General features: G+C 44.0%; 22 protein-coding genes and 1 pseudogene. 8 read left to right on the top strand and 15 right to left on the bottom strand.

Features of this window, described 5'->3' with window-relative positions; translation table 11 throughout:
• Positions 1 to 171: 171 nt before the first annotated feature.
• The 6 genes from L0M13_RS04390 to L0M13_RS04365 all read right to left on the bottom strand — a co-directional run bounded on the left by L0M13_RS04390 (position 172) and on the right by L0M13_RS04365 (position 5,162).
• Complete coding sequence (locus L0M13_RS04390) at positions 172 to 1,188, bottom strand: sensor histidine kinase (RefSeq protein WP_235198501.1); 1,017 nt, start codon at positions 1,186 to 1,188, stop codon at positions 172 to 174.
• A complete protein-coding gene (locus L0M13_RS04385) occupies positions 1,181 to 1,870 on the bottom strand; it encodes a response regulator transcription factor (RefSeq protein ID WP_052652580.1) in 690 nt (229 codons plus the stop codon). Before L0M13_RS04385 ends, L0M13_RS04390 begins: the two co-directional genes overlap by 8 nt.
• A 109-nt stretch (positions 1,871 to 1,979) precedes the next feature.
• Positions 1,980 to 2,540 (bottom strand): MEDS domain-containing protein, encoded by a 561-nt coding sequence (locus L0M13_RS04380; protein ID WP_235198500.1) that lies wholly within the window; start codon positions 2,538 to 2,540, stop codon positions 1,980 to 1,982.
• Between the two features lie 153 nt (positions 2,541 to 2,693).
• A complete protein-coding gene (locus L0M13_RS04375) occupies positions 2,694 to 3,329 on the bottom strand; it encodes a CPBP family intramembrane glutamic endopeptidase (protein WP_235198499.1) in 636 nt (211 codons plus the stop codon).
• Positions 3,326 to 4,117 (bottom strand): alpha/beta fold hydrolase, encoded by a 792-nt coding sequence (locus L0M13_RS04370; protein ID WP_235198497.1) that lies wholly within the window; start codon positions 4,115 to 4,117, stop codon positions 3,326 to 3,328. Before L0M13_RS04370 ends, L0M13_RS04375 begins: the two co-directional genes overlap by 4 nt.
• Before the next feature lie 145 nt (positions 4,118 to 4,262).
• Positions 4,263 to 5,162: a 3-hydroxyacyl-CoA dehydrogenase gene (locus L0M13_RS04365; protein ID WP_235198496.1), complete on the bottom strand. Its 900-nt coding sequence runs from the start codon at positions 5,160 to 5,162 to the stop codon at positions 4,263 to 4,265.
• Positions 5,163 to 5,360: 198 nt separating this feature from the next.
• On the opposite strand from L0M13_RS04365, the gene L0M13_RS04360 reads away from it, so the two are divergent.
• Together L0M13_RS04360 and L0M13_RS04355 are read left to right on the top strand one after the other, a co-directional pair.
• Positions 5,361 to 6,266: an oxidoreductase gene (locus L0M13_RS04360; RefSeq protein WP_235198492.1), complete on the top strand. Its 906-nt coding sequence runs from the start codon at positions 5,361 to 5,363 to the stop codon at positions 6,264 to 6,266.
• A 143-nt stretch (positions 6,267 to 6,409) separates the two neighbouring features.
• Positions 6,410 to 7,573 (top strand): hypothetical protein, encoded by a 1,164-nt coding sequence (locus tag L0M13_RS04355; RefSeq protein WP_235198491.1) that lies wholly within the window; start codon positions 6,410 to 6,412, stop codon positions 7,571 to 7,573.
• 365 nt (positions 7,574 to 7,938) lie between these two features.
• Here L0M13_RS04355 and L0M13_RS04350 read toward each other — a convergent pair whose 3' ends face one another.
• Both L0M13_RS04350 and xylE read right to left on the bottom strand, forming a co-directional pair.
• Positions 7,939 to 8,442 (bottom strand): VOC family protein, encoded by a 504-nt coding sequence (locus tag L0M13_RS04350; protein ID WP_235198490.1) that lies wholly within the window; start codon positions 8,440 to 8,442, stop codon positions 7,939 to 7,941.
• A gap of 180 nt (positions 8,443 to 8,622) precedes the next feature.
• Positions 8,623 to 10,059: a D-xylose transporter XylE gene (gene xylE / locus L0M13_RS04345; RefSeq protein ID WP_235198489.1), complete on the bottom strand. Its 1,437-nt coding sequence runs from the start codon at positions 10,057 to 10,059 to the stop codon at positions 8,623 to 8,625.
• Between the two features lie 317 nt (positions 10,060 to 10,376).
• Between xylE and L0M13_RS04340 the strand changes: the two genes are divergently transcribed.
• Complete coding sequence (locus L0M13_RS04340; RefSeq protein ID WP_235198488.1) at positions 10,377 to 11,267, top strand: fructose bisphosphate aldolase; 891 nt, start codon at positions 10,377 to 10,379, stop codon at positions 11,265 to 11,267.
• Positions 11,268 to 11,322: 55 nt separating this feature from the next.
• Here the strand turns inward: L0M13_RS04340 and L0M13_RS04335 are convergent, their stop codons facing one another.
• Positions 11,323 to 12,510 (bottom strand): aminotransferase-like domain-containing protein, encoded by a 1,188-nt coding sequence (locus tag L0M13_RS04335; RefSeq protein WP_235198487.1) that lies wholly within the window; start codon positions 12,508 to 12,510, stop codon positions 11,323 to 11,325.
• Positions 12,511 to 12,653: 143 nt separating this feature from the next.
• Here L0M13_RS04335 and L0M13_RS04330 point away from each other — a divergent pair, with 143 nt between their 5' ends.
• Positions 12,654 to 14,042, top strand: a complete 1,389-nt coding sequence (locus L0M13_RS04330; protein ID WP_235198486.1) for a bifunctional metallophosphatase/5'-nucleotidase — start codon at positions 12,654 to 12,656, stop codon at positions 14,040 to 14,042.
• A 45-nt stretch (positions 14,043 to 14,087) separates the two neighbouring features.
• Here L0M13_RS04330 and L0M13_RS04325 read toward each other — a convergent pair.
• Both L0M13_RS04325 and L0M13_RS04320 read right to left on the bottom strand, forming a co-directional pair.
• Positions 14,088 to 14,818: pseudogene (locus L0M13_RS04325) on the bottom strand (ABC transporter permease).
• Positions 14,815 to 15,543: an ABC transporter ATP-binding protein gene (locus L0M13_RS04320; RefSeq protein WP_235198484.1), complete on the bottom strand. Its 729-nt coding sequence runs from the start codon at positions 15,541 to 15,543 to the stop codon at positions 14,815 to 14,817. The pseudogene L0M13_RS04325 and the gene L0M13_RS04320 overlap by 4 nt, the downstream one beginning before the upstream one ends.
• A gap of 144 nt (positions 15,544 to 15,687) precedes the next feature.
• On the opposite strand from L0M13_RS04320, the gene L0M13_RS04315 reads away from it, so the two are divergent.
• Positions 15,688 to 16,557, top strand: a complete 870-nt coding sequence (locus L0M13_RS04315) for an oxidoreductase (protein ID WP_311195624.1) — start codon at positions 15,688 to 15,690, stop codon at positions 16,555 to 16,557.
• A gap of 73 nt (positions 16,558 to 16,630) precedes the next feature.
• Here L0M13_RS04315 and L0M13_RS04310 read toward each other — a convergent pair whose 3' ends face one another.
• On the bottom strand, positions 16,631 to 17,230 hold the full coding sequence (locus L0M13_RS04310; protein WP_235198482.1) for a YdcF family protein: 600 nt from the start codon (positions 17,228 to 17,230) through the stop codon (positions 16,631 to 16,633).
• Between the two features lie 422 nt (positions 17,231 to 17,652).
• On the opposite strand from L0M13_RS04310, the gene L0M13_RS04305 reads away from it, so the two are divergent.
• Positions 17,653 to 18,117 carry a BsuPI-related putative proteinase inhibitor gene (locus L0M13_RS04305; RefSeq protein ID WP_235198480.1) on the top strand — a complete coding sequence of 155 codons (465 nt, stop codon included), beginning with the start codon at positions 17,653 to 17,655 and terminating at the stop codon, positions 18,115 to 18,117.
• A gap of 52 nt (positions 18,118 to 18,169) precedes the next feature.
• Here L0M13_RS04305 and L0M13_RS04300 read toward each other — a convergent pair whose 3' ends face one another.
• A complete protein-coding gene (locus L0M13_RS04300) occupies positions 18,170 to 19,045 on the bottom strand; it encodes an AraC family transcriptional regulator (protein WP_235198478.1) in 876 nt (291 codons plus the stop codon).
• Between the two features lie 232 nt (positions 19,046 to 19,277).
• Between L0M13_RS04300 and L0M13_RS04295 the strand changes: the two genes are divergently transcribed.
• On the top strand, positions 19,278 to 19,715 hold the full coding sequence (locus L0M13_RS04295; protein WP_235198477.1) for a VOC family protein: 438 nt from the start codon (positions 19,278 to 19,280) through the stop codon (positions 19,713 to 19,715).
• Between the two features lie 63 nt (positions 19,716 to 19,778).
• Here L0M13_RS04295 and L0M13_RS04290 read toward each other — a convergent pair whose 3' ends face one another.
• Together L0M13_RS04290 and L0M13_RS04285 are read right to left on the bottom strand one after the other, a co-directional pair.
• The gene (locus tag L0M13_RS04290; protein ID WP_235198476.1) at positions 19,779 to 21,140 is read right to left on the bottom strand and encodes a VWA domain-containing protein; all 1,362 of its coding nucleotides are present in this window, start codon (positions 21,138 to 21,140) and stop codon (positions 19,779 to 19,781) included.
• A 197-nt stretch (positions 21,141 to 21,337) separates the two neighbouring features.
• Positions 21,338 to 22,162, bottom strand: a complete 825-nt coding sequence (locus tag L0M13_RS04285; protein ID WP_235198473.1) for a macrolide 2'-phosphotransferase — start codon at positions 22,160 to 22,162, stop codon at positions 21,338 to 21,340.
• A 254-nt stretch (positions 22,163 to 22,416) separates the two neighbouring features.
• On the opposite strand from L0M13_RS04285, the gene L0M13_RS04280 reads away from it, so the two are divergent.
• A complete protein-coding gene (locus L0M13_RS04280) occupies positions 22,417 to 23,166 on the top strand; it encodes an SDR family NAD(P)-dependent oxidoreductase (RefSeq protein WP_235198470.1) in 750 nt (249 codons plus the stop codon).
• The last annotated feature ends 40 nt before the right edge of the window (positions 23,167 to 23,206 follow it).

Below are 23,206 nucleotides of genomic sequence, written 5' to 3'. Positions count from 1 at the left end.
ACGTATCTTACGATTTCGTAAGAATGATTGAGAAAAGCGGAAACAGCCGCTTAGGTTCGACAGGCATAAGACGGAACAGCGAAGCGGTGTTCTTTGCCGCACAGCTGGGCTGGCTTATGACCCGAGAACCTGGCTGTTGAAGTCTGGACAACGAGGAAAGCGAAAGCGCCGTCAGTCAAAATCCGTGTATTCTTCTCTCGCCATCTGGATCGCCACACGCGTTCCTTTGCCAAGCTCAGACTGGATGCTGAGCGTGTGGCCAAGACGCTCAGCAATTTTCTGGCCGAGAAATAGCCCGAGCCCTGTTGATTTTTCGTGAAGGCGGCCATTAAATCCCGAATAGCCTTTCTTGAAAACTTTCGGCAAATCTTCCGGCCGGATGCCGATGCCTGTATCTTCAATGAGCAGGGTTTGCGGATGGGACGGATCCACATAAATGGAGATGGAGCCGCTCGCCGTGTATTTTAAGCTGTTCGACAAGATTTGCTCGATTAAGTTCTGCAGCCATTTTCCATCGGACAGCACTTTCAACTGAAGCGGCTCGTAATTGAGTTTGATGCCATTGTAGATAAAGAGGATGGAATATTTCTTAACGGCTCTCTTAATCACTTCGTCTAAATCCACTAAAGCCAAATCCATCTCTGCACCGGTTTCTTCCAATTTCACATAATTCAGCGCCATATGGGTATAATCTTCAAGCCGCAGCAATTCCTGCGAAATTTGCTTGGCTTCTTTCGCCATTGAACTTTGCGTCAACAAACTGATCGCTGAAATCGGCGTTTTAATCTGGTGGAGCCAAAGGGTGAAATAATCGAGCTGATCGGCTTGCCGCACGAGATGGGTCTGTTCTTTCTCTTTCAGTTCTTCCAGCAAAAAAGCGATTTTCTGCAGATACAATCGATCCGTGGAATGCACCGCTTCTGAAAGCTCAACCACTCTTGAGATGTCAGCTGTATGAAAAGCTTCAATCGTTTTGTATCGCTCAGCATACTGGATATAACGAATGATTAAATAAATGCCAAAAAGAAAAGCCGAGAGTTCCACGCTATAAAGAAAAAGGCCGATTGGCAATTTCCCTAATATATAAATGAGTCCAAAAATGAATAGCATGCCAAAAAAGACCAGAAGTTGTCCGCGTATCGCCGAGAGAAAATTCCGTGCGATGGTCCGATTAAAAGAACTACGCATGGGCGGCCTCTTTATTGAGCGCATAGCCCACTCCTTTTTTCGTGACAATTAAATCCGACAGTCCGACTTGCGTCAATTTTTTCCGCAGTCTGGCCACATTCACAGCCAGGGTATTGTCATCGATAAACGACTCATCTTCCCATAATTTAACCATGATTTCTTCTCTTGCGACGTAATCGCCTTTATGTAAAAACAGCAATTCCAAAATTCTGAGTTCAGTCCGGGTCAAATCCACTTCTTGTTCGGCATAATACAATTTCGATTCCGAAGGTTTTAACACCGCGCGATTGAAGTTCAGGAAATTATCACTTTCATTGAAATCATAAGTCCTTCTGAGAAGCGCTTGGGTTTTGGCAATCGCGACCGTCAGATCAAAAGGCTTACTGATAAAATCATCTGCCCCCATCTGGATCGCCATGACAATATCCATGTTTTCATTGCGCGAAGAAATGAAAATGATCGGGACTTGGGAAACTTTGCGGATTTCCTGGCACCAATAATAGCCATTGAAACTCGGCAATTGGATATCCATCAGCACAAGCTGAGGGTTCTTTTCTGCAAATTCCTCCATCACTTTGCCGAAATCCTCCACAATGAAAGCTTCATAATTCCATTTCTTCAATTCTTCATTCAAAACGCCTGCAATCGTTAAATCATCTTCAACAATCATGATTTTAAACATGCTCTCAGTCCAATCATTTAGTAGATTCCAAATGCTCCTTCTAGTTTAGCCGAAGTTCTTGCAGACAGCAAAAAGCGTTCCAGGAAATGAATTTCCTGAAACGCCTTTATTATTTCGCAGTCAAAGAAGTAATCGAGTCGTCTGTCATTAAATAGCCGTGGCAAGCAATCAGCCGCCGCCTTAAATCATCAGAGACATGGGAAGCATCGTAAGCACACACAGAAATCGCGTTTCGCTCTTCCACTTCGCTGGCTACATTTTTTTCATAAAGTTCAATTTCATTGAGAATGTCTTGCTCGTGTCCCCACTCAATATGCCCCCATGTCCGGAAGGCTAAGTCATTCTCAACAAAAACATCGGTCGCTTTTTTAAAATGGGCTAAAATAGTCGGAGGATGGAAATTCCCGTTGCGCCAATAGAAATCAAAGTTATTGATAAAATGGATGCCTTCCATCTCTTTTTCAGATAATGAATTTTGCAGCTCTTTAAAGACCATTGGAGAAATGCGTCTATTTTCGACAAACAGCACACGCTCTCCTTGTGCCAGCCCTTGGACAATAAACGATACCGCATTTTCAATATACGATTCCAATTGGTTGTAACTATAAAAAACATGGGCACCTTTAGTTTGGCCAATTTGCTTTGCCAATTCGACACTTGCTTCTCTCATGAACGGCCTACCCCCTATTCGCATTTTCCTGCGCGATGATTTCTCGTAAACTCTCTCTCTAATATACCCTTTAATTTCCAAAGAATAATATAGGCCGAACGATATACATCATAAAAAAAACGGTTGAAATCCCCATTTTTTGTACGGATCAGTTTATCCTCTAATGATAAACCAATAGACACACATAATCCCAAAATCTGCCAGGACATGGCCAATCATTGTTGCTGAAATAGAACCGGTCCTTTCACGGATAAAGCCCCAGAACAAACCGGCAATCAAGACAGGAATGACAGCGGCAAAGCTGTATCCTGCTGCAAATATAGGAATGATCGACAGGAGGTGATATAAGGTATAAAAAAGAGCGGTCAGCGCGATGGCTGAAAATGCTGTCCCTTTCTGCCGGAGCCGATTGAACATATAGCCCCGCCAATAAACTTCTTCTAAGATTGGGTTGGCGAGCAGCAGAACTAAAACAAGCCCGATTTCACCAGCTCCAGAAAATCCCCACTCCAATAATAGAACCCTCAAACTGTCAATATCCAGTAAATACACATGAAGCCATTCCAAGCCTCCATAAATGAAAAGGAAGAAAATCAGGCCGCTGATGATCCCTAATATAGCTGATTTCTTCGTTAACTTTAACTGCTCTTTTGGAAACGCTTTGTCGATCATCGGTACAAACAGGAGCCAGCTATAGAAAAGAAGAAATGTGATAACGACGTTTTCAAAAAACCACAGCCCGATAAAGATCATGATCGTTGGTCCAATCAAGCGGATGGCATTTTTCATCGTGTGTCCCTCCTTACATCAGTTAATGGTTCTAAAAATCCATTAACCGCTGCATTGAATTCCATGAAAAATTGAGGCGGTACTTGATGGGTTCCTTTTTCGACAAACACCACTTGCGTTTGGGGAGCTGCCTTTTCAAACGGGAAGCGGTAATGGTGCATCGGTTTTTCCAACTCCCCATAGACAAGCAGGATCGGCATTTTTAAGCGATAAAGGGAATATGTGGATTTGTAGTGAAGGCCCGTCTTGCAGAATTCATAAGCCCGTTCCGCATCCGTATGCTTGGCATACTCATATATCTTTTGTTCATCTTCTGGAAAATATTTATTCAGTTTTGCCTGCAGTTTGGCAGCTAAAGGAATTTGGCGGAATTTCGCCATATACATGACGGATTTGATAAAAAATTTCGGTGTGAAATTATTCAATTCCGAATAGCCACCGGCTAAAATCAAAGCAGACGTCCTTTCAGGATACTGCAACGCGAATTCCTGGGCTATCAACCCTCCATGGGAATAGCCGCAGATTACTGCTTTCTCCACCTTTAGATGATCCAATAATTTTTTCAAATGATTCGCGAGGAGTTCGATAGTCAGAGAAGTATTGCCGCTTGTGCTTTGTCCATGGCCAGCCAAATCGTAGAAAATCAGCCGATAATTTTCAGCGAGGCTTTCCTGGTGCATGAAAACATTATGTCCCATAACAAAAGGATGGATAAAAACAATCGGAAGCCCTTGTCCTTGCGTATAATAATAAAGCGATAAAGATTCATCGATTTTGGCATATGGCATCTATTTTCACTCCTTCGAAGATGGTGTCCATTGAACATTCCAGGCATATTGCCAGTAGTACAGAATACCCTAATTCCCACTTGAACAAAACGCTAATAAAAATGCCACCGCAGCAGCTGCTGCGGATGGCTTTAAAGTATCACTCTTAATTATTCAAAAAATCAGGATTCAAATAATTCGGCTTCGGATATTTATAGAACCCTTCCCCTGTTGCTTTCCCTAATTTTCCTTGGTCGATATAGTCGGTTTTCAGCATGGCAGCGAGCTTCTTGTAGTCTTCACGGCCAGTTGCCTCAGCTTTCGCTGATACAATATTGTAAGCTGTATTGATGCCAACTATGTCTAATATCGCAAAAGGACCCATCGGTGCTTTAGTTGCAATCATCCACGTTTTATCGATTGTTTCAGCATCTGATACTTCATTCACTAAGAGCAATTCAGCCGCGTCAAGCAGCGGCACCAACAAAGAATTCAAAATATAGCCTGGCTGTTCTTTATGCAATGGCAATGCCACCATGCCGATCGCTTTTGCAAATTCAACCACATCATCAAATACCTGCATATCGGTTTTCGCATGCTTCATGATTTCAGCCGTATTGTTCAACCAGATCGTATTGGCGAAGTGAAGCGCCAAGAATTTTTCAGGGCGTCCAGTTGCATCCGCGAACTGGCTAGGCAATAAAGTTGATGAGTTTGTGGCAAAAATCGTTTTTTCCGGTGCCACTTTGCCTAAATTTGTATAGAATTCGGTTTTGATGGCAACCACTTCCGGAATTGCTTCGATGACAAGATCTGCATCCGCCACGGCTGTTGCCAAATCCGTATGGAAAGCCATGCGCTCAAAAGCAGCTTTCACTTCTTCGTCGCTTGCATTCAAATCTTTTTTATAATTTTCCTGAAGCTTAGCAATTCTTTCTTTCGAAGCTTCGATTGCGGCATCATTAATATCATAGACGGTTACGTTGAAGCCTTTAAAAGCTGTTTGATAAGCGATCTGGCTTCCAAGTACACCGCTTCCTGCTACGGTTACGTTTTTGTAATTCATATCCATTCTCCTCTATTCCTCGTATTAATAAATAACTTCCCTACATTTTTGTAGTTTACGCCGATTTTTTATAGAATGCTATTTATCTGCTCACAAAGTCTTATGCCAATCTGAATAGTTAGTACTAAGGTTGAGTTATGTTATTTTGGGAATAGAAAATGAGACAGAAAAGATATTTCTAAAAGGGAGTTGGAGAAAATGGCTTTAAAGCATTTAAAAGGAAAAACGGCCATCATCACCGGTGCCAATAGCGGCATTGGATTAGAAGCGATGAAAGTTTTTATAAATGAAGGTGCAGCAGTAATCATGGCTGTCCGAAACGAAGAAAAAGCCCAAGCAGAAAAAAACACAATCTTAGTTCGGCATCCGGAAGCGAAAATCGATATTATGCATTTAGACTTGGCTGACTTATCAAGCGTCCGGACATTTGCTGAAGAAGTGAAAGCAAAGCTTCCAACAGTAGATCTTCTTATTAATAATGCCGGAGTGATGACGCCTCCTTATTCAAAAACGAAAGATGGATTTGAAATGCAATTTGGCGGCAATCATCTCGGCCATTTTGCGTTGACCGGACTTCTTTTGCCCTTACTAATTCAGACAGAAGGCTCTCGTGTGGTGAGTTTGAGCAGCTTGGCGCATAAAGGAGCAGCGATTGACTTCGACAATTTAGACGGCTCGAAAGGCTATAAAGCCATGAAGTTTTACGGCCAAAGCAAGCTCGCTAACCTTTTGTTCGCACAAGAATTGGATAAGCGCCTGAAACAGCATGGCTTGCCCACTATCAGCCTTGCTTGCCATCCCGGGATATCTGCCACAAACCTTTTTAAATTCGGAAAATCGGATGCGCCGGGCTGGATGAAGACCTTGATGCACCGTTTCTTGCAGCCACCTGCAATGGGCGCACTTCCCACCGTCTATGCAGCGATCAATCCGGATCTAAAAGGCGGAGAATATATCGGTCCAGACGGCAAAGGGCAGCGAAAAGGCTCCCCGGCGATTGATACACCCCATGCTTCTGCGAACGATGAAGCCGTCTCAGCTAAACTTTGGGAAGTCTCGGAACAACTCACCGGCGTTACGTTTTCATTTTCAACTTCTGAATAATCTTTAACGCCTTCCTTATTGGGAGGCGTTTTCTTATATGCCTGAACAGCTAGAGAAAAAATTGAAACAATTCCCAGTCCTTATCGTACAATAAAAGATGAGATCACTTTCTCTACATTATTTCACGCCGTCGAGGAGGCCCTATGACCAGTAAATTAATCCATACATATACCGAACCGAAAATGAAAGGATTCTGGCGGATCGTATTTTGGTTCATCACAGGGTTCATGCTGCTGCTCGGCCTTTCAATGGTCGTTGTGCCGTTTCTTATTCTATTAGAGTACCAGACATGGTGGGTGCTATTTACAATTCCATTTTTCATCGCAGGAATCTTATTGAATGGGAGCCTATTGCGTTTATGGAAAACCACTCTATGGAAACAACGGCACCGTGCACGCTATGTCCTCTACGAAAATCAAATTGAAACCTTGGAGTGGCCAGATCTTTTCAAATCGGTGCCAAAGCAGCGAACGATTCATTTTGAAAATATCGTTTCAGTGGTTGCCTCTTATTACATCGTAAGGGAAATTCTTCCCCAAGGACTGATAAACGACGGCAGCATTGAAAATGCCCCGATGTTTTACATCATCTATACGACTGATGAAGGCAAGCAAATACAAAATGTGCTTTTTCCAAATCACGGCGACGAAGGAATCAATCTATGGTTCAAGCATTGCACAGAAAACCAAATTCCCCTTCTATATAATGCGCGGCAGATGTTCAGGACCGACACACCTATCTTAAGCGATGAAAAGCGCCTAGAATATTTGCTGTCAACTGATGAAAATGTAGCGTTTCCATTTCAAACTTCTTGGCTGAAAGACGAACCTTTCGCATTAACGGCCTGGCGAAAAGTCGAAACACAAAACCTGGAAAGAGCAGAAGCAAAAGATCCTGCTTTAAAAGTAGCCCGCCAAAAACATTCGTTCCGGAAATGGATCATTTCCATCGTGCTCCCTCTGCAGCTAATGGGGATTTTAATGTTCATGGTTACGCAGCTTGGCCAATCCTATAATGTTCAATCAGCCAATGTATTGCCCGGAATTGCTATCTTCCTGTTTGGCGGATTTCTTTTCTTCTTTCTATTGAAAAATTATCTTCGCTGGCATTACATGCTTATCTATTATGCAATGGTCCTGTTTCTTGGTTTCGTCAGCTTTATCGCGGCCGAGACAGAAGGTGCACTAGCCTTAGGAATAGGATCGGCTTCGCTGCTCCTCCCGGCGTTCATCTGGATCCCGTACGTAGTCGTCAAAAGAATGCCGCAGCCTGCTCCAGGCAGCAAGCCAAAAGACGCCGCTTGGTAGCAAGAAAAGCGGAAGCAGCCATCTAGATTCGACAGGCATAAGACGGAACAGCGAAGTGGCGTTCTTTGCCGCGCAACCCCGAAATGCGGAAACGCCTGTCCAGCTCTGACGGGCATAAGACGGAATAGCCAAGTGGCGTTCTTTGCCACACAGCTGGGCTGGCTTATGCCCCGAAGAGCTAGGTGTTGAAGACTGGACAATGGGCTGGCTTATGTCCCGAGAATCTGGCTGCTGGAGTCTGGACAAAGAAAAGCGGAAGCGTCCGTTTAGAATCTATAGACAGGCATTCCCAACTATAATTAAAAGCGCAATCAGTATCCGAACGGATGTCTGATTGCGCCTTTTCCCATTAGCTTGCCCTTCTTTTACACTTCGTTAAAAGCTTTTCGGAACACTTCCAAATCCAACTTCTTCATTTTGAAGAGTTCCTGCATGACGCGTTCAACCTGGTCTTTGCTTCCAGTGGCCAGCATGTCATCCAATTCCATAGGAGAGACTTGCCAGGAAACACCGAATTTGTCTTTAAGCCATCCGCAGATTTGCGCTTTTTCATCGCCGCCGTCCGTCAACTTGCCCCAATAATAATCGATTTCTTCTTGGGATTCGCAATTGATGATAAATGAAATAGCTTCAGTAAATTTGAAATGGGGACCGCCATTCAATGCAAGAAATTGCTGGCCTTCCAATTGAAACTCAATGGTCATAACCTGCCCTTCTTCCATGCCATGCTCTTCTTTTCCAATTGAAGTGTAATGGGTTACGCGTCCGATCTTTGAATCATTGAAAATGGAAACATAGTAATTTACAGCCTCTTCTGCATTCTGGTCAAACCAAAAATTAGTGGTGATCTTCTGGATTTTCTTATTCATGGTCCTCTTCCTTTCCAAAAAGATTTGCCATGGCTTCAGAAACCTAAGACAAGGGAATCTATGTATCCATCTTTCCATTACCACTATTATAGAACTTATGTTCTATTTATTCAACTATTCTTTCAATTAATTTCAAGCAAAAACAAGCCTGTGAGAATTGCTTCCCACAGGCTTGTTTTATTAAGCTTTGTTGATTGCAGAACGGTTTTTAAGGCTTTCTGCTTTTTTAGTTGCTTGTGACTTTTTCAAAAGGATTTCAAGCTCTTCCAACGACTTTCCTTTTGTTTCAGGGATGAATTTCCAAACAAAGAGCGCCGACAACAAACTCATGATGCCGTAGAATGAGTAAGTCATCGCTCCGCTTACTTCCATCATCATTGGATAAGTCGAAGAGATGAAATAGTTAGCCGCCCATTGTGCTGCAACGGCAATTGCCAATGCCTGCCCCCGAATTTTATTCGGGAAGATTTCAGAAAGCAGAACCCAAACGACTGGGCCCCAGGACATCATGAACGAAGCTGTGTAAACGATGATGAACACTAAAGTCGCAACGCCGATCTGTTCAAAATATGCAAGGCCAGCGACGCCGAACATTCCCACTGTCATCCCGATAGAACCAATGATCAACAAAGGCTTCCGTCCAAATTTATCGACTGTGACAATTGCAATAATGGTAAAGATGACATTCACTAAGCCCATGATAATCGTTTGAAGGAATGAGGCATCGCGTGCGGCACCCATACTTTCAAAAATACGCGGGGCATAGTAAAGCGCAACGTTGATGCCGACAAATTGTTGGAAGATCGAGAGCACGATTCCAACGATGACAATCGTTTTTCCGTAAGTGAATAATTTTTCCTTGCGATGGTCAAATGATTGTTTGATTTCATACAATGTCGCTTTTGCCATTGTGGTGTCGTATGTTTTCTCTAAGATAGCCATCGCTTTCGCTTCCTGGTTTCTGGAAATGAGGTAGCGCGGCGTTTCCGGCACAAAGAAAAGCAGGATTAAGAATAATACAGCTGGAATCAATTCTGAAGCGAACATATATCTCCAGCCCACATCGTTGATCCATTCCAGCGTTTCGCCTCGCGCAATTCCCCAGTTGACGAAATAGACGACGAGCATCCCGAAGATGATGGCGAACTGGTTAAGCGATACAAGGCGCCCCCTCAAATGAGGAGGTGCAATTTCTCCAATATACATCGGTGCGACAGCCGAAGCTAGCCCAACTCCGATTCCGCCAATAATACGATAAATATTGAAAGTTATTAATAACGACATGGTTGGTTCACCAACCGTGAAAAAGAACATTTCAGGATACGCAGACCCTAATGCTGAAAAGATGAATAGGAAAGCTGCAGCAATCAATGAATATTTTCTGCCGATTCGGGAAGAAATGATTCCGGACAGCAAGCCCCCGATGATACAGCCAATCAAAGCGCTTGATACCGTTAAACCGTGAACAAATGAGCTCAAACCAAGACTATCTGTGAAATAAGTCTGCAAGGATCCTTCTGCACCAGAAATGACAGCGGTATCATAACCGAATAAAAGACCCCCGAGAGTGGCTACTAAAGTGATGGCCGTTATGTACAGGATTTTGTTATTGTTCATATGAATATTAGAGCAGAATAACTTTCCTACTCTATCCTCCTTTCTTTTTGTAAACGTTATCATACATAATATCAGCATTTTCAAACTTTGTACATTCAATAGACAAACTTTTTCGTCATTTTATACAATTGAACTATTATTTCAGAAGATTAATATAGTCCAAAAGAGGGAAAGGATAAGGAGAAAAGTTAACCCATCTCCATAATTCTTTTGTAGTTTAAATCTTTTATTGTTAAACTATTCTGTGTAAGGGTTACTTTTAGCTTAAATTTTTTTATCGCATCATTTACAAAAAATTTATCTAAGGAGCTGGAGCAATGTCTAAACAACAGCAATTCGAACTGGTGAAGAATGGAAAAGGATTTATCGCAGCGCTTGATCAAAGCGGCGGCAGTACGCCAAAAGCACTGGCTTTGTATGGAGTGCCAGAAGATTCATATTCAGGTGAAGACGAAATGTACGACCTGATCCATAAAATGCGGACACGTGTCATGACGGCTCCTGCATTCAATTCGGATTCGATTCTTGGTGCCATTCTGTTTGAGCAGACGATGGACCGGGAAGTTGAAGGCCAGTATACCCCTGACTATCTATGGGAACAAAAAGGCGTTGTGCCTTTCCTGAAAGTTGATAAAGGTTTAGCTGAACTGGAAGACGGCGTCCAGTTGATGAAACCAATGCCGGAGCTTGATGCTTTGCTGCAGCGTGCAACTGAACGGAATATCTTTGGCACAAAGATGCGTTCTGTCATCAAAGAAGCAAATCCAGAAGGCATCCGTAAAGTGGTCGAGCAGCAATTTGAAGTCGGCAAACAGATTATCGGTGCCGGCCTGATGCCGATTATCGAACCTGAAGTGGACATCCACAGCAGCGACAAAGAAGAAATTGAGCGTATTTTAAAAGATGAGATCTTAAAGCAATTGGAAAGCTTGCCGGAAAACGAACCGGTGATGTTGAAATTGACCATTCCAACTGTCAATAATTTTTATAAAGAATTGATCGACCATCCGAAAGTCTTGCGAGTTGTGGCTCTTTCTGGAGGATATACGCGGAGTGAAGCCAATGAAAAACTAGCAGCTAATAACGGGTTGATCGCAAGCTTCTCAAGAGGATTGTCTGAAGGCGTCAGCGCGAGCCAATCAGATGAAGAGTTCAACGAATCGATTGCAGATTCCATTAAAACAATTTACGAAGCATCCATTACATGAGCTAATTAAAAAAGGAGTTCCCGTCAACCTTACCGGTTGATGGGAACTCCTTTTTTTAATTCTCTTCTAGCACTTTGCCAAGTAAACGGATGCCTTCGCGAATCTTTTCTTCGCTTGTATAGCTAAAGGACAGGCGAAGAAACTCGAGCCCTTCTTGCTGATCCAGGAAGAAAAAACGGCCAGGGACGTAGGCAAGCCCCGCTTCATGCGCTTTGGCCAAAAGTTCAGCTGTGTCGACTCCCGGAACTCGAAGCCAAAGGAAGTATCCTCCATTCGGCAAAAACCAGACAGCTGATTTTGGCATAAATTCTTCAAGCGCTTCCACCATCACCCGAGCTTTCGCTTGATAGACAGCCACCAGTTTTTTTAGATGGCTGTCAAAGTCGATTGTTTCCAAATAAGCGAACAAGGTCGCTTGTGCGAATGGATGGCCCAAATCTTTTTTAAACCAGCCAACTACTTCGATCAACTCTTTCGGTCCCGTCACCCAGCCAATTCTCATGCCGGGTGCCACCACTTTCGAAAATGATCCGATATAGATGACCCGTTCTCTTTGGTCCAATGCCTTTAATAATTGTGGGCTTTCTTCAAAACCCAGTTCGCCGTATGCATCGTCTTCCACTATGAGAAAATCAAATTGTTCAGCGAGCTCTAAAAGATGCTTTCGCCGTTCAAGCGATAAAGTGGTCCCTGTCGGGTTTTGGAAAGTCGGAATGGTATAGAGGATACGCGGAAGCGCCTCTCCCTTTTCTTTCCGTTCAGATAAAATTTGTTCAAGTTCCGTTGTTCTCAAACCCTCATCATCTACTGGGATGCTTATGTATTTATCGGTATAGTTTTGGAAGATTTCCAACGCTTCCATATAAGTCGGCGATTCAATCGCTACAACTGCTTCCCTATCCAACAGAACGCGTGCGACCAAATCAATGGCTTGGCAAGCTCCAGAAGTGATCAATAGCTCTTCATTAGAAGTCGCAGCCCCTCTCTTTGACATGCGCTGACAGATGAATTCTTCGAGCTGCGGAATTCTTGGGCTGCCAATGTAATGGAGCGGCAAATCTTTTTCCTCATCCAGCAAACGCGCCGCCGCTTGTTTGATTTCCACTGAAGGCACTAAACTTGGGTCCGGATATCCTGAATTTAACCGGATAGCACCGGAAGGAAATGCCGCCATCCACTGTCCCGGCGGATCGTTTTTTAATGCGAGCTGAATTTCTTTGGAATAAGGGATTTTTGATTTCATTGTCTTCATCCTTTCTGCAATAAACCCGGCATTCTCGATTCTTTTATTTCATTCTACCGCATTGAAATTTATTAAGCATTCTGTAAATTTATTCGTTAAAATAAGAAGGGAAACAAACAAAGGAATCATTGGGGGAAATTTACATGCGATTAAAAATTATCCACACAAACGACGTTCATAGTCATTACGAAAATTTCGCGAAAGCGGCAACGGTCATGAAGCAACTGAAAGATGAAAACAGCCTTATGCTTGATGGCGGCGATTTTGCCGATTTCAAAAGCATCGAACTTCAAGGAACGCGTGGACTTGCAGCGATTGAGCTTCTGCAAAATGTCGGGTACGATGCGCTGACAATCGGAAACAATGAAATGTTCAACGGCATTGAAACACTTGAGTATATGGCTTCATCAAGCCCCATTCCGTTCATCAGCAATAATTTAATGAAAAAAGAAGGTCCGAAAATCCAAGGCGTCCATAAAAGCGTGATTTTAGAAAAGAACGGCTTGCGCATTCTCATCACCGGCTCTTCTCCTGACCTTGGAGAATTTAATGACGGACTGGGCGTAAAGATTTCATCCTACGAAGACAGTATCAAAGAAGAAATCGAGCGGAACAAGGGCCAGTATGACCTTTGTCTTCTCCTTAGCCATGTCGGTACGTTTGCCGATGAGCCGCTAGCTGCTAAAATACCGGAAATCGACCTGATTATTTCTGCGCACGACCACAAACTGTTCAAAGAAGCGAAAATCATTGAAGGCACGATTATCAATAGCGCCGGAAATTACGGCGAACATGTCGGTATTGTCGAAATAGAAGTGATCGATGGCTGCATCCGGTTGCTCCATTCCGAAACTTTGCCAACAGCTGATGTTGAACCAGATCCCGAAATCCTGGATTTACTGAAAGCCAATAAAGCAAAAGCGGTTGCTGTGTTGAGTGAACCTCTTTATCAACTTGAGTACCCTTTATGGCACGATGTCATCGAGGAAAATCCGATCAGCAACCTGATTGCCGATGGCTTGCGCGATATGATGGGCTGCGAAATCGGATTGATCAATAGCGGCATTGTAAATGCAGGCGCTTTCGGCCACCTTTCCAGAAAAAAATTAATCGAGATTTGCCCTTCTCCATTAAATCCAACTTCGTTTGAAATCAAAGGCAGCGATTTACTGGCGGCAGTCGAACAATCACTGGATGCACAAAGTTGCCTAGCCGATGGAAGAGGTCCAGGATTCAGAGGGAAATTCGTCGGCAGCCTCCACCTTTCGGGCGCAGAAGTCCTTCATGATGGAAGCCGCATCGAAGAAATACGAATTCAAGGCGAAGCATTGGAACTTGAACGGTGGTATTCGGTTGCAAGCTCCGATTATTTGCAGCGCGGCTCCGGCTACCCTTCTCTTGCCCACAACCGGAATGCGAAATACCGGGCGGAAGAAATTAAAGATGTGATTCGCCTTTACGGCAATCAGCGCCAATTCACTGAGCAGGCTCAAGAAAAACGCTGGAAAATCGGATCAACCACCATTGTGTAAAATAATAAAAGCAGGCTATGGGTTTCAATCCATAGCCTGCTTCTATTATTTGCTGCCTTTCATTTTCTTTCTAAATCCGACAATCGCCAACACAAAAATGACGATGGTATAGCCGATTACCCAAAGAAGCGGTTCCAGCAATTGCGTATAGTCGCCTGAAAACGCAGCTCTTGCTGCATCAACAGCATGAACAAAAGGCAAGAAACCCGCGACCTGTTCAAAGCCGCCGCCAATCATGGAAGGCGAAAACCAGATGCCGCTAAGCCAAGTGGTGATATTGACGAAAATAGCGAATATGCCGCCCACTTGGCGATCTGTAAAATAGGTACCGAGCGCCAGCCCAGAACCGATGTAAAGAAGTGAAACCACGAGCAGTATACCGAATCCCGATATGGCGTGGCTATCGACTGGAAATCCTAATAATACACCGGCTCCGTAACAAACCACAATCTGAAAAAGGGCAACCGGCAGCAGCGGTATGGCATAGCCGATTAAGTATTCGCCTGCCTTCATCGGGGAAGCGAATATCCGCATAAGAAACGACGTGGTTTTATCCGCCCAAGCAGCATTCCGGAAAATAAGGTGATAAATGAGAAACTGAACACTATCATACCAGGCGTTAATTTCTCAATCGTGAAAAGGTCAAGCGGCATAATCCCTTCCAAAGAGGAAAACAGCCACAGCATCGCAACGGGCATGACCACACCAAGAAGAAGAGTCAACGGATCCCGCAGAATCTCTTTGCGGTTTCGTCCCGCAAATGCCAAAGCTTTCATGTGCGCTCCTCCTCTTCAGTCAATTTGATGAAAATATCCTGAAGTTTCTTGAGGCCGGTTCTCTCTTGCAGATCCTCGAGTGTCCCTAGTGCACGCAGCCGCCCGCCTTGCATAATGCCGATACGGTCGGCGAGCGCTTCCACTTCCTCTAAATAATGCGTTGTTAAAATGATGGTGATGTCCCCCTTTAATTTCAGCAAAATCTCCCATAAATCGATTCGCGCCCGGACATCCAAGCCGACTGTCGGTTCATCCAAAAAGATGATCTCCGGTTCTGATATCATCGCCATGGCAATGCTGAGCCGGCGCTGCCAGCCGCCTGACAGGTTTTTCGCTTTTTTGCCTGCATAGTCTTCAAGGCCAAACTTTCTGATCAGTTCCTCTGTTTTCCGCTTCGTTTCTTGCTTGCTGCTGCCATAGATTTTCGCAATAAATTCCAAATTCTCTTTGACGGAAAGATTGCGTGCAATGGCTGTTTCCTGCGGCGACAGATTCATCTTCTTCTTCACTGCAAGTGAATTTTCAACAATGCTGTCGCCTAGCATCAATGCATCTCCGCTTGTAGGGGCTAGTAAACAGCTCAACATTTTAATCGTAGTCGTTTTCCCCGCCCCATTTTCTCCTAGCAGCGCGAAAAACTCGCCTTGTTCAATTGTCAGTGATAAACGGTCAACTGCCAGCTCACCGTTGAATTTTTTCGTCAATTCCTTGATTTCAATCACCATTGGACATTCCCCTAATAACCGCAGCTCGGTTTCGTGCCGCAGCAGCTTTTATTACAGTCTTCCCGATTGGCAGGATGAGAAACGCCAAAAGCATTGAGAACCTTTTTTACATCGAGCATAATAGAAGCCATAGGAGCTGATGCCATGGAAACGCCAAACTTATCAGGAAAGACTGTTGTGATTACAGGTGCCAACAGCGGAATCGGATTAGAGACTGCTAAAATCCTTGCCAGTTGCGGCGCATCCATTGTGCTGGCAGTGAGAAATTTAGAAAAAGGGAGCATCGCAAGAGAAGCGATTCTTCACGGGACTCCCGAGGCGGTAATCGATGTGATGCCGCTTGATTTGGCGGATTTAGCGAGTATCCATGCATTTTCTGCCGGTTTTCAGAAGCGCTTTAACCAATTGGATTTACTGATCAATAATGCGGGCATTATGATGCCGCCTTTGTCTTATACAAAAGACGGCTTCGAACTTCAATTCGGCAGCAATCATTTGGGGCATTTCGCTTTATCCGGCCTCTTATTGCCGATTCTCATAAACACGCCTGGATCGCGCATCATTACCGTGAGCAGCCGCGCCCATGACAGAGGCCAGATCCATTTCGAAAACTTGGATGGTGCAAAAGGCTATAAAGCAAAGAAGTTTTACAATCAAAGCAAATTAGCCAACCTTTATTTTGCACTCGAACTTGATAAACGCTTGAAACAAAATGGATTGCCGGTTCGAAGCATCGCTTGCCATCCTGGAATTTCAGTGACCAATATCTTTAAATTCGGCAATCGATCTGCACCGCCAGCAGTCCGAAACTTAGCAAACCGCTTTCTTCAGCCTCCGGAACTCGGTGCCTTGCCGACCATCTATGCAGCTACTGAAGAATCGCTTAAGGGCGGTGAATACATCGGCCCCGATGGTCCTGGCCGGATACGCGGCTATCCGCGCTTGATACACCCCATGCGATTGCACAAAATGCAGCCGTTTCCCAAAGGTTATGGGCCGTTTCCGAAAGACTGACAAGCGTCGTTTTTGACTTCCAAAAAAATTAAAAAGGCATTTCCACCTAGGAGTGGAAATGCCTTTTGTATAATTAAAATTGAATCGCTTTAGACAGCACATAGCCGACATAACAGACCGTTTCTCTAGCGAAAAATGGCAATTTGCTTTTGATGTCATTGAATATAGAGGTTTCAGTAGGCGACGAATGCGCTTCGATGCCTGCCAGCTTAGCCATCAGCAATGCGCGTTTCATATGTAAGGGATCACTGACCACCAAAAAATCATCCATTCCATATTCATCCGCTATTTCATGGGCATACAGGAAATTTTCTTCGGTCACCATCGATTCCGTCTCGATCAAGATCGCTTCTTCCGGCACATTCAGCTGCATCGCATAATCTCTCGAGACTTCCGATTCCGCAACATCCGAACCGTCCGTTTTGCCGCCCGTGAAAATTAGCTTTTCTACAAAACCTTCTTCATAAAGAGAAACCGCATGGCGGATCCGTTCCCTGAGAGCAGGCGAAGGTTCGCCGTCAATAACTTTTGTGCCTAATACGATTGCAGCATCAGCATGCGTCGTTTCATTTTCAGCAGCGTAAGTCCAGATGCTGAAAGCTGAAAAACTAGTAAATAAAACCAAAGACAAAAGCGCGGCAGCGATCAATTTGCGGGAAATCTTTTTCGTCAATCTGTTCATCCTTTACAATTCTTCTATTCCCCCATTATCTACCTATAGAAAACGATTGGAAAGACTTTATCGTAAAAAAACATTAAATAGTCACAAAAACAATATAGTTGAAATAAAAAGAGCCGCATCTTCAGCGATGCCGGCCCTTTAGATCCCTTATCCTTTTTTCGTATTTTTCCAAACGAGGAATACCAGTACAAGCGGAACGGATATCATGATGGCTAAAACAATTCCGACGACAATTAGCGAACTTCCCATTTTTCCACAACCTATCTCTTTGATTCTCTTGCTTCCACTGTATCACGTTCCACAATTTTTTGGCTGTCTTTGCCGATAAACTTTGTAACTTTTCATGAACGTGAACGTTCTCATGTATAAGCACATTTCCATCTACCCGAAATGGCATAAAGGAGGAAATTCCGATGAAATTAAAAAAAGGTCTGCTTTTTCTGGCATTCATCGCGTTCTGCTTCATCTTGACTGCATGCGGCACCAGTGACGCAGGATCAGGCTCAGAAAGCAATAACGAAAACACAGAAAATGAGGAGGCTGGAGAGATGAAACCCGCCGTAAAAGAAGAAGATGGAACTTTCCGGTATATACTCGACAATCAAACAAGCGAAGATGTAAAGTTCGATTTCACAAGTGGGCAGCGTTTTGACTTTGCCTTGTCAAATGAAACCGGTGATCAAGTATTCCTTTTTTCTTCTGTCAGCATGTTCACTCAAGCACTAGGTGAAGAAACCGTCGCAGCAGGCGATAAACTGAGCTACGATTTAGAAGTGCCTGAACTTGATTTAGAACCTGGCACGTATACGCTTGAAGCTTGGTTGACGCCTGAAGAAGGACCTGCATTTGAAGCGAAAACCGAATACAAAATCCAATAAACGTCTATAGAAATAGGAAAGCCGCATTCGTTTTTTTCGAATGCGGCTTTTTTTAGTTTTCCATTCTCTTAACCGGAATCCAGATTTCGCTTTCTACCTTCTGCATGTCTTCAAAGTTGCTGTTAAAGGAAATTTCAGGCCCTTCGACCAGCTCAAAATTTGACGACGGCAGCCATTCCGAGAAAATCTTTCCCCATGCATCTTGCAGCGTATGCGGAAATGGTCCAGAGACCTTAAAGATCGCCCACTCACCAGCTGGCACTTCTACCACATCAAATTCACCGAAATCGCCATCGAGTGTTGTCATCGAGCCGATCAGATAGTCGAGCTCCCCTTTCTCTTCAAATCGACCTTCATCAAAATGGAAAGATGCGTTGACGACCGTTTTCACTTCCATATTTCGAAAAGCCCCGAGCATCTCCCGCTGCTTGGCAGTAAGCGATTGGACCATTTTCATAATTTCCGGATTCTGGCCTTCAAAGACAATCGGCACCCGTTTTTTCAAGCCGACCAATTTAAAACTTTCTTTTTCTTCAATGCGATATTCCATGTCCATTCCTCCTTGAATCGTTAATTGGAAAGTCAGGCGCGGAAACACCTTGAAAGAGGAACTGTTTTTCACATCAGAAGGACTCATGCCTGACCAATCGCGAAAAGCCCGGCTAAAGCCATCCGCTGACTCATACCCGTATTTTACCGCCAAATCCATGATTCGCTCTTTTCCTTGCTGGAGCTCCATTGCCGCTTTTGACAGGCGCCGATTTCGGATATAGACCCCTAAACTCATTCCGGACAAATAGGAAAACATCCTCCGGAAATGAAATTCTGAAACGCCTGAAATTCTGGCGACTTTGCCAAAATCGATTTGCCCGTCCAGTTGGCTTTCAATGTACGACAACGCTTCATTCATCCCTTTCAATGCACCCATGCCCTCACCTTCCTTCTGCCTTCATTGTAATGGACTGAACTCCCTGCTATCCGATGTTTTCTTTACGCAAAATATCGATCATGAAAAGAGTTAAAATTCAGTAAATTAAATCATTTATCCGTTCAAAACTGCTATAATCTAATCATAATAAATCTTGCGGCGTGTTGGAAAGTTTTCAGATTCTCCCGCATACGATGTTTTCGAGCAAAAAAATATGGAAAGAAGGGTTAGGATGATTACGAAATTGTTCCCTTACTTGAATTTTGACGGCAACGGCCAAGAAGCAACCCATTTTTATGTCGACGTATTGGATGCCGAATTGGCCGGAATAACGACGTATGGCGAAGCCAACGAAGGCAGTATGGAAGGCATCCCGGAAGAAGCAAGGGATTTGGTGATGAACGCGCAGCTGGATTTGAAAAATGGGGATACTTTAATGATTTCCGATGTCCCGCCAGGAATGGGCATGTCTTTTCGGAAAGGCAATAATGTTTCATTGACTGTCACTATGGACGATATGGAAGAAGCCCGGCGAATGTTCGGCAAACTGGCTGATGGCGGAGTTGTCATGATGGATTTGCAGGAAACGTTCTGGAGTCCATTATACGGCAGCCTGACAGATAAATACGGCATTGAATGGCAGATCTCAGTGGATGCCAATACCGAATGACCTCATAGAAAAAGGGAGTTGTCCAAAATTACTTTTGGGACAACCCCCTTTTTTAAAACTTCTTTATTGTTTATACGTCTCTTGCTTTTCTTCTTTCATTTCATCCACTTTCTTCTCGAGGGCTGCTTTCATTTCTTTTCGGATGCTGTCTTTCCGTTCTTTTTCCTGGTCGAAGTAATGATTGACCGTATCGTGGCGAATATTAATCAGCTCGAGATATCGCTTGACCGCTTCTTCATCCTTGAACTTATCCAGTTCCTTTAAATCGTAGCGCAAACTATGCATTTCATTTTTGGCTGACAGGATTTTAAACGAAATGTCATTATTGAGCGCCAACAGCTCGAAATAGATGTCATTGCTTTGGGCCAGGATATCGAAAGAACGGTCATTTCCCCAAGCGAGCCATTCCCAGTAAAGCCGGCTGTATTCCTGCTTTAAATAGTCATTCAATTCACTTTCAGAATAAACCGATTTGTATTGGCCATTGCCCGCCTTTGCCACAGCTTCTAATTGCTCTTGCCCTTCATTGTCCACATCAAAGCCAATGATGTTCACTTCAGCTTGGATGTTGGATTTTGCCAATGACGACGCTGCTGCTACCGGGTCGCCTCCGCACGTTTCAATGCCGTCACTGACGACATAAATGACATTGCGCACATTTTCGCCGGTCTGCTGCTTCAGATCTTGCTCAGCCGCTTGGATAGCTCCTGCCAAAGGAGTCCAACCGGCCGGATCGAACTTTTCCAATGCCGCAGTGAACCCTGATTCTTCATAAGGCGATAATTCATACACCACTTCGTTGCTCTTGCACGACATTTCTTTTGCTTCTTCCGTTCCTGTCCCTTTATGGCCATAAACACGAAGCATCACATTGGACCCCTCCGGCAGATCAGATGCATATTGCTGAATCGCCTGCTTGGCCAGCTTCATCTTTTGCCCGCCGGCTACTTCCCCTGCCATGCTGCCGCTTGCATCCAGTAAGATCGCGACATTGACCGTTTCTTGTTCCGGAATCTCAATTTCATCTTCAGGCGTCGAAGAATCGATTTGAATGGTCGGATCCAACTCCTCGAATTTCCGGGCTTCCTCTTCAATATTCGCTGCAAACAAAGAAACGGCGATTGAATAAGCTTCCTCTCCCGTTAAATTGTCCGGCAACATTTCAAGCTCTTGCAAAATTTCTTGTTGATTTTCTTCGGTTAACTCTTGGGTATTATACTTTCCTTTTTCTTTTACGATTTTCTCAACATTATGTATAGCCGCTTCCGGTATGTCTAATTCTGTGTCTTTTTCTTCGTTCGGCTCGGCTGCTTCTTTTTCAGCGGCTGGCTTTTCTTCCGCACGGGTATTCTTTTCTTCAGAACAGCCAACAAGAAGAAATGCGAACACTAACCCAATTGCCAATAGCCATCTAGCATTTTTCATTTTGCTTCCTCCATTTTGCTTATGTGATGAGTCATTTACGCCTTTCGCTGGCGGAAGTTTCATTTCCCAACATTTTTGGTTCTTACGAACTGCTTTATTTAGAGTCAATTAGTTAATTCGAAGTTTATTCAAAAGAGATATGCATCTTAAAAGCCATCCAACTGATCAGCTGACTGGCTCAAGACATATATGGCGCCTTACGCTTCATTCAGTGCCGCTCTGGCCATCTCCATATATTCTTCGCTCTCTGACTTAATGGCAAATTCAGCAATATCAATTGGATAAGTGGCCGCAAGCTCCATAACATGCTCATTCATCTTTGGCCAAACGATGCCGCCTGCCTGCTCATACGCTTGAATCAGCCTGCTCAATTCACGCTCGCCATGGGTGCGCAAATGACCGATAAAATCAGTAGAAACGTCTGCCACTTTCCCTTCAGTCCAGTCTATAAACCCGGTCACTTCTTCGTTAGCACCGATTAAAATATGGCCTGGATGCAAGTCTCCGTGGATAAATCCTGTATGCTTTGGCCACATAGATTCCTCATTCATCCACTTCTGCCAGCGTGCCCACAATTTTTCGCTAACGCCCATTTCACAATTTACTTTGTCCATTCGCTTTTGCAGTGTTTCTTTGATTTTATCTATAGTTGGTGCGCTCAATCCATGGTCTCGAATTTTCTCTAAAGGAATGGAGTGAAGCGACACCAGCCCTTTTGCCAGCGATTCGATATAAATCGTTGGCAACTTTTCCGGGTCAATTACCCAATCATAGCGCTGTTCTTCCTTATTGATCGTCCCGGCAGGCACCCCATCCAATGCCCGGTAAACAATCAGATCATTTGAAGCTACTTTCCATTTTGGCGATTGTACGCTGAGATTCGGCTGCACCAGTCTCAGTATCTTCTGTTCTTTTTCAATTTCCTTTTGCACATCTGTTCTTCTCGGAATTCGCAGAACCCAAGAAATATGTGCTGCGTCTTTAAAAAGGACTACTAAGAAATCAAGGCCGGATTCGTTCACTTGCCATTCTCCCCGCTTCCAGATCAAAGCCGTACTTATTTGCCAACGCTTTTATTTCTTCTTTTTTCATGACTCTCCGCCTTTCAAGACTTTTGTAATCTTTTCTTCATTGTATCGGAAATCCCTTTATTTTATTGATAATTTCGGATTTTCGAAGCGTGAGCACATCATTGTTTTTTAAATTTTTTAAGGGGTATAGTTAAAAAGGTATAGGACGAACAAATCTTTTTAACAAAAAACGGAGGATGATTTTCATGAGTGGAGCAGCAATTATTACCGGAGGCGGAAGTGGCTTAGGACAAGCTACTGCCCTTCGTTTAGCAAAAGATGGCATTAACATCGCAATTGTTGACGTGAACGAAAAAGGCGGCAACGAAACGGTTGAGATGGTAAAAGAGCTTGGAGCAGACGCTATTTTCATCAAAGCGGATGTTTCAAAATCGGAAGATGTTAAAAACTACGTGGATCAAACAATAGCGCATTTTGGTTCCATTGAGTATTTCTTCAACAACGCCGGCATTTCCGGCAGCGGAAAATACTTTATGGAAACAGAAATCAAAGAAATCGAACAAATCGTCGGCATTAACTTAATGGGCGCATTGTACGGCGTTCGCTATGTAGCGGAAGCTATGCTGAAAAACGGCGGAGGCTCTATCGTCAATACGGCATCTAGCGCTGGCGTCATTGGGCAGGATTCAGTTGTCACTTATTCTGCAACGAAGCACGGTATCGTCGGTTTGACGAAAAGCATGGTAGCGGAATATGCGAAAGACGGGTTGCGCGTCAATGCAATCGCTCCAGGTCCAACCGAAACGCCAATGGTTAAAGCTTTCTACGAAGCGAACCCGGAAATGAAAGCCAATGCAACAGCCGGCATTCCACAAAAACGTTTAGGGACAGCGGAAGAAGTGGCTGAACTGGTCGCTTTCCTATTAACGTCTAAAGCACAATACATCAACGGCGAAGTCATCAGCATCGATGGCGGGTTCACGAACGTAAAATAAGAAATGGCGAAAAAGGCAAACCTCCTTCTTTGAGAGGTTT

Source organism: Planococcus sp. 107-1 (assembly GCF_021513255.1).
GTDB lineage: Bacteria > Bacillota > Bacilli > Bacillales_A > Planococcaceae > Planococcus.
Note: the sequence above shows the minus strand (reverse complement) of the source record. Positions and strands in the feature narration are given on the sequence as shown.

Bases quoted from the DNA above. Each gene is read 5' to 3' on its own strand.
- L0M13_RS04390 (WP_235198501.1), bottom strand. From the start codon at position 1,188: ATGCGTAGTTCTTTTAATCGGACCATCGCACGGAATTTTCTCTCGGCG.
- L0M13_RS04385 (WP_052652580.1), bottom strand. From the start codon at position 1,870: ATGTTTAAAATCATGATTGTTGAAGATGATTTAACGATTGCAGGCGTT.
- L0M13_RS04380 (WP_235198500.1), bottom strand. From the start codon at position 2,540: ATGAGAGAAGCAAGTGTCGAATTGGCAAAGCAAATTGGCCAAACTAAA.
- L0M13_RS04375 (WP_235198499.1), bottom strand. From the start codon at position 3,329: ATGAAAAATGCCATCCGCTTGATTGGACCAACGATCATGATCTTTATC.
- L0M13_RS04370 (WP_235198497.1), bottom strand. From the start codon at position 4,117: ATGCCATATGCCAAAATCGATGAATCTTTATCGCTTTATTATTATACG.
- L0M13_RS04365 (WP_235198496.1), bottom strand. From the start codon at position 5,162: ATGAATTACAAAAACGTAACCGTAGCAGGAAGCGGTGTACTTGGAAGC.
- L0M13_RS04360 (WP_235198492.1), top strand. From the start codon at position 5,361: ATGGCTTTAAAGCATTTAAAAGGAAAAACGGCCATCATCACCGGTGCC.
- L0M13_RS04355 (WP_235198491.1), top strand. From the start codon at position 6,410: ATGACCAGTAAATTAATCCATACATATACCGAACCGAAAATGAAAGGA.
- L0M13_RS04350 (WP_235198490.1), bottom strand. From the start codon at position 8,442: ATGAATAAGAAAATCCAGAAGATCACCACTAATTTTTGGTTTGACCAG.
- xylE (WP_235198489.1), bottom strand. From the start codon at position 10,059: ATGAACAATAACAAAATCCTGTACATAACGGCCATCACTTTAGTAGCC.
- L0M13_RS04340 (WP_235198488.1), top strand. From the start codon at position 10,377: ATGTCTAAACAACAGCAATTCGAACTGGTGAAGAATGGAAAAGGATTT.
- L0M13_RS04335 (WP_235198487.1), bottom strand. From the start codon at position 12,510: ATGAAATCAAAAATCCCTTATTCCAAAGAAATTCAGCTCGCATTAAAA.
- L0M13_RS04330 (WP_235198486.1), top strand. From the start codon at position 12,654: ATGCGATTAAAAATTATCCACACAAACGACGTTCATAGTCATTACGAA.
- L0M13_RS04320 (WP_235198484.1), bottom strand. From the start codon at position 15,543: ATGGTGATTGAAATCAAGGAATTGACGAAAAAATTCAACGGTGAGCTG.
- L0M13_RS04315 (WP_311195624.1), top strand. From the start codon at position 15,688: ATGGAAACGCCAAACTTATCAGGAAAGACTGTTGTGATTACAGGTGCC.
- L0M13_RS04305 (WP_235198480.1), top strand. From the start codon at position 17,653: ATGAAATTAAAAAAAGGTCTGCTTTTTCTGGCATTCATCGCGTTCTGC.
- L0M13_RS04300 (WP_235198478.1), bottom strand. From the start codon at position 19,045: ATGGGTGCATTGAAAGGGATGAATGAAGCGTTGTCGTACATTGAAAGC.
- L0M13_RS04295 (WP_235198477.1), top strand. From the start codon at position 19,278: ATGATTACGAAATTGTTCCCTTACTTGAATTTTGACGGCAACGGCCAA.
- L0M13_RS04290 (WP_235198476.1), bottom strand. From the start codon at position 21,140: ATGAAAAATGCTAGATGGCTATTGGCAATTGGGTTAGTGTTCGCATTT.
- L0M13_RS04280 (WP_235198470.1), top strand. From the start codon at position 22,417: ATGAGTGGAGCAGCAATTATTACCGGAGGCGGAAGTGGCTTAGGACAA.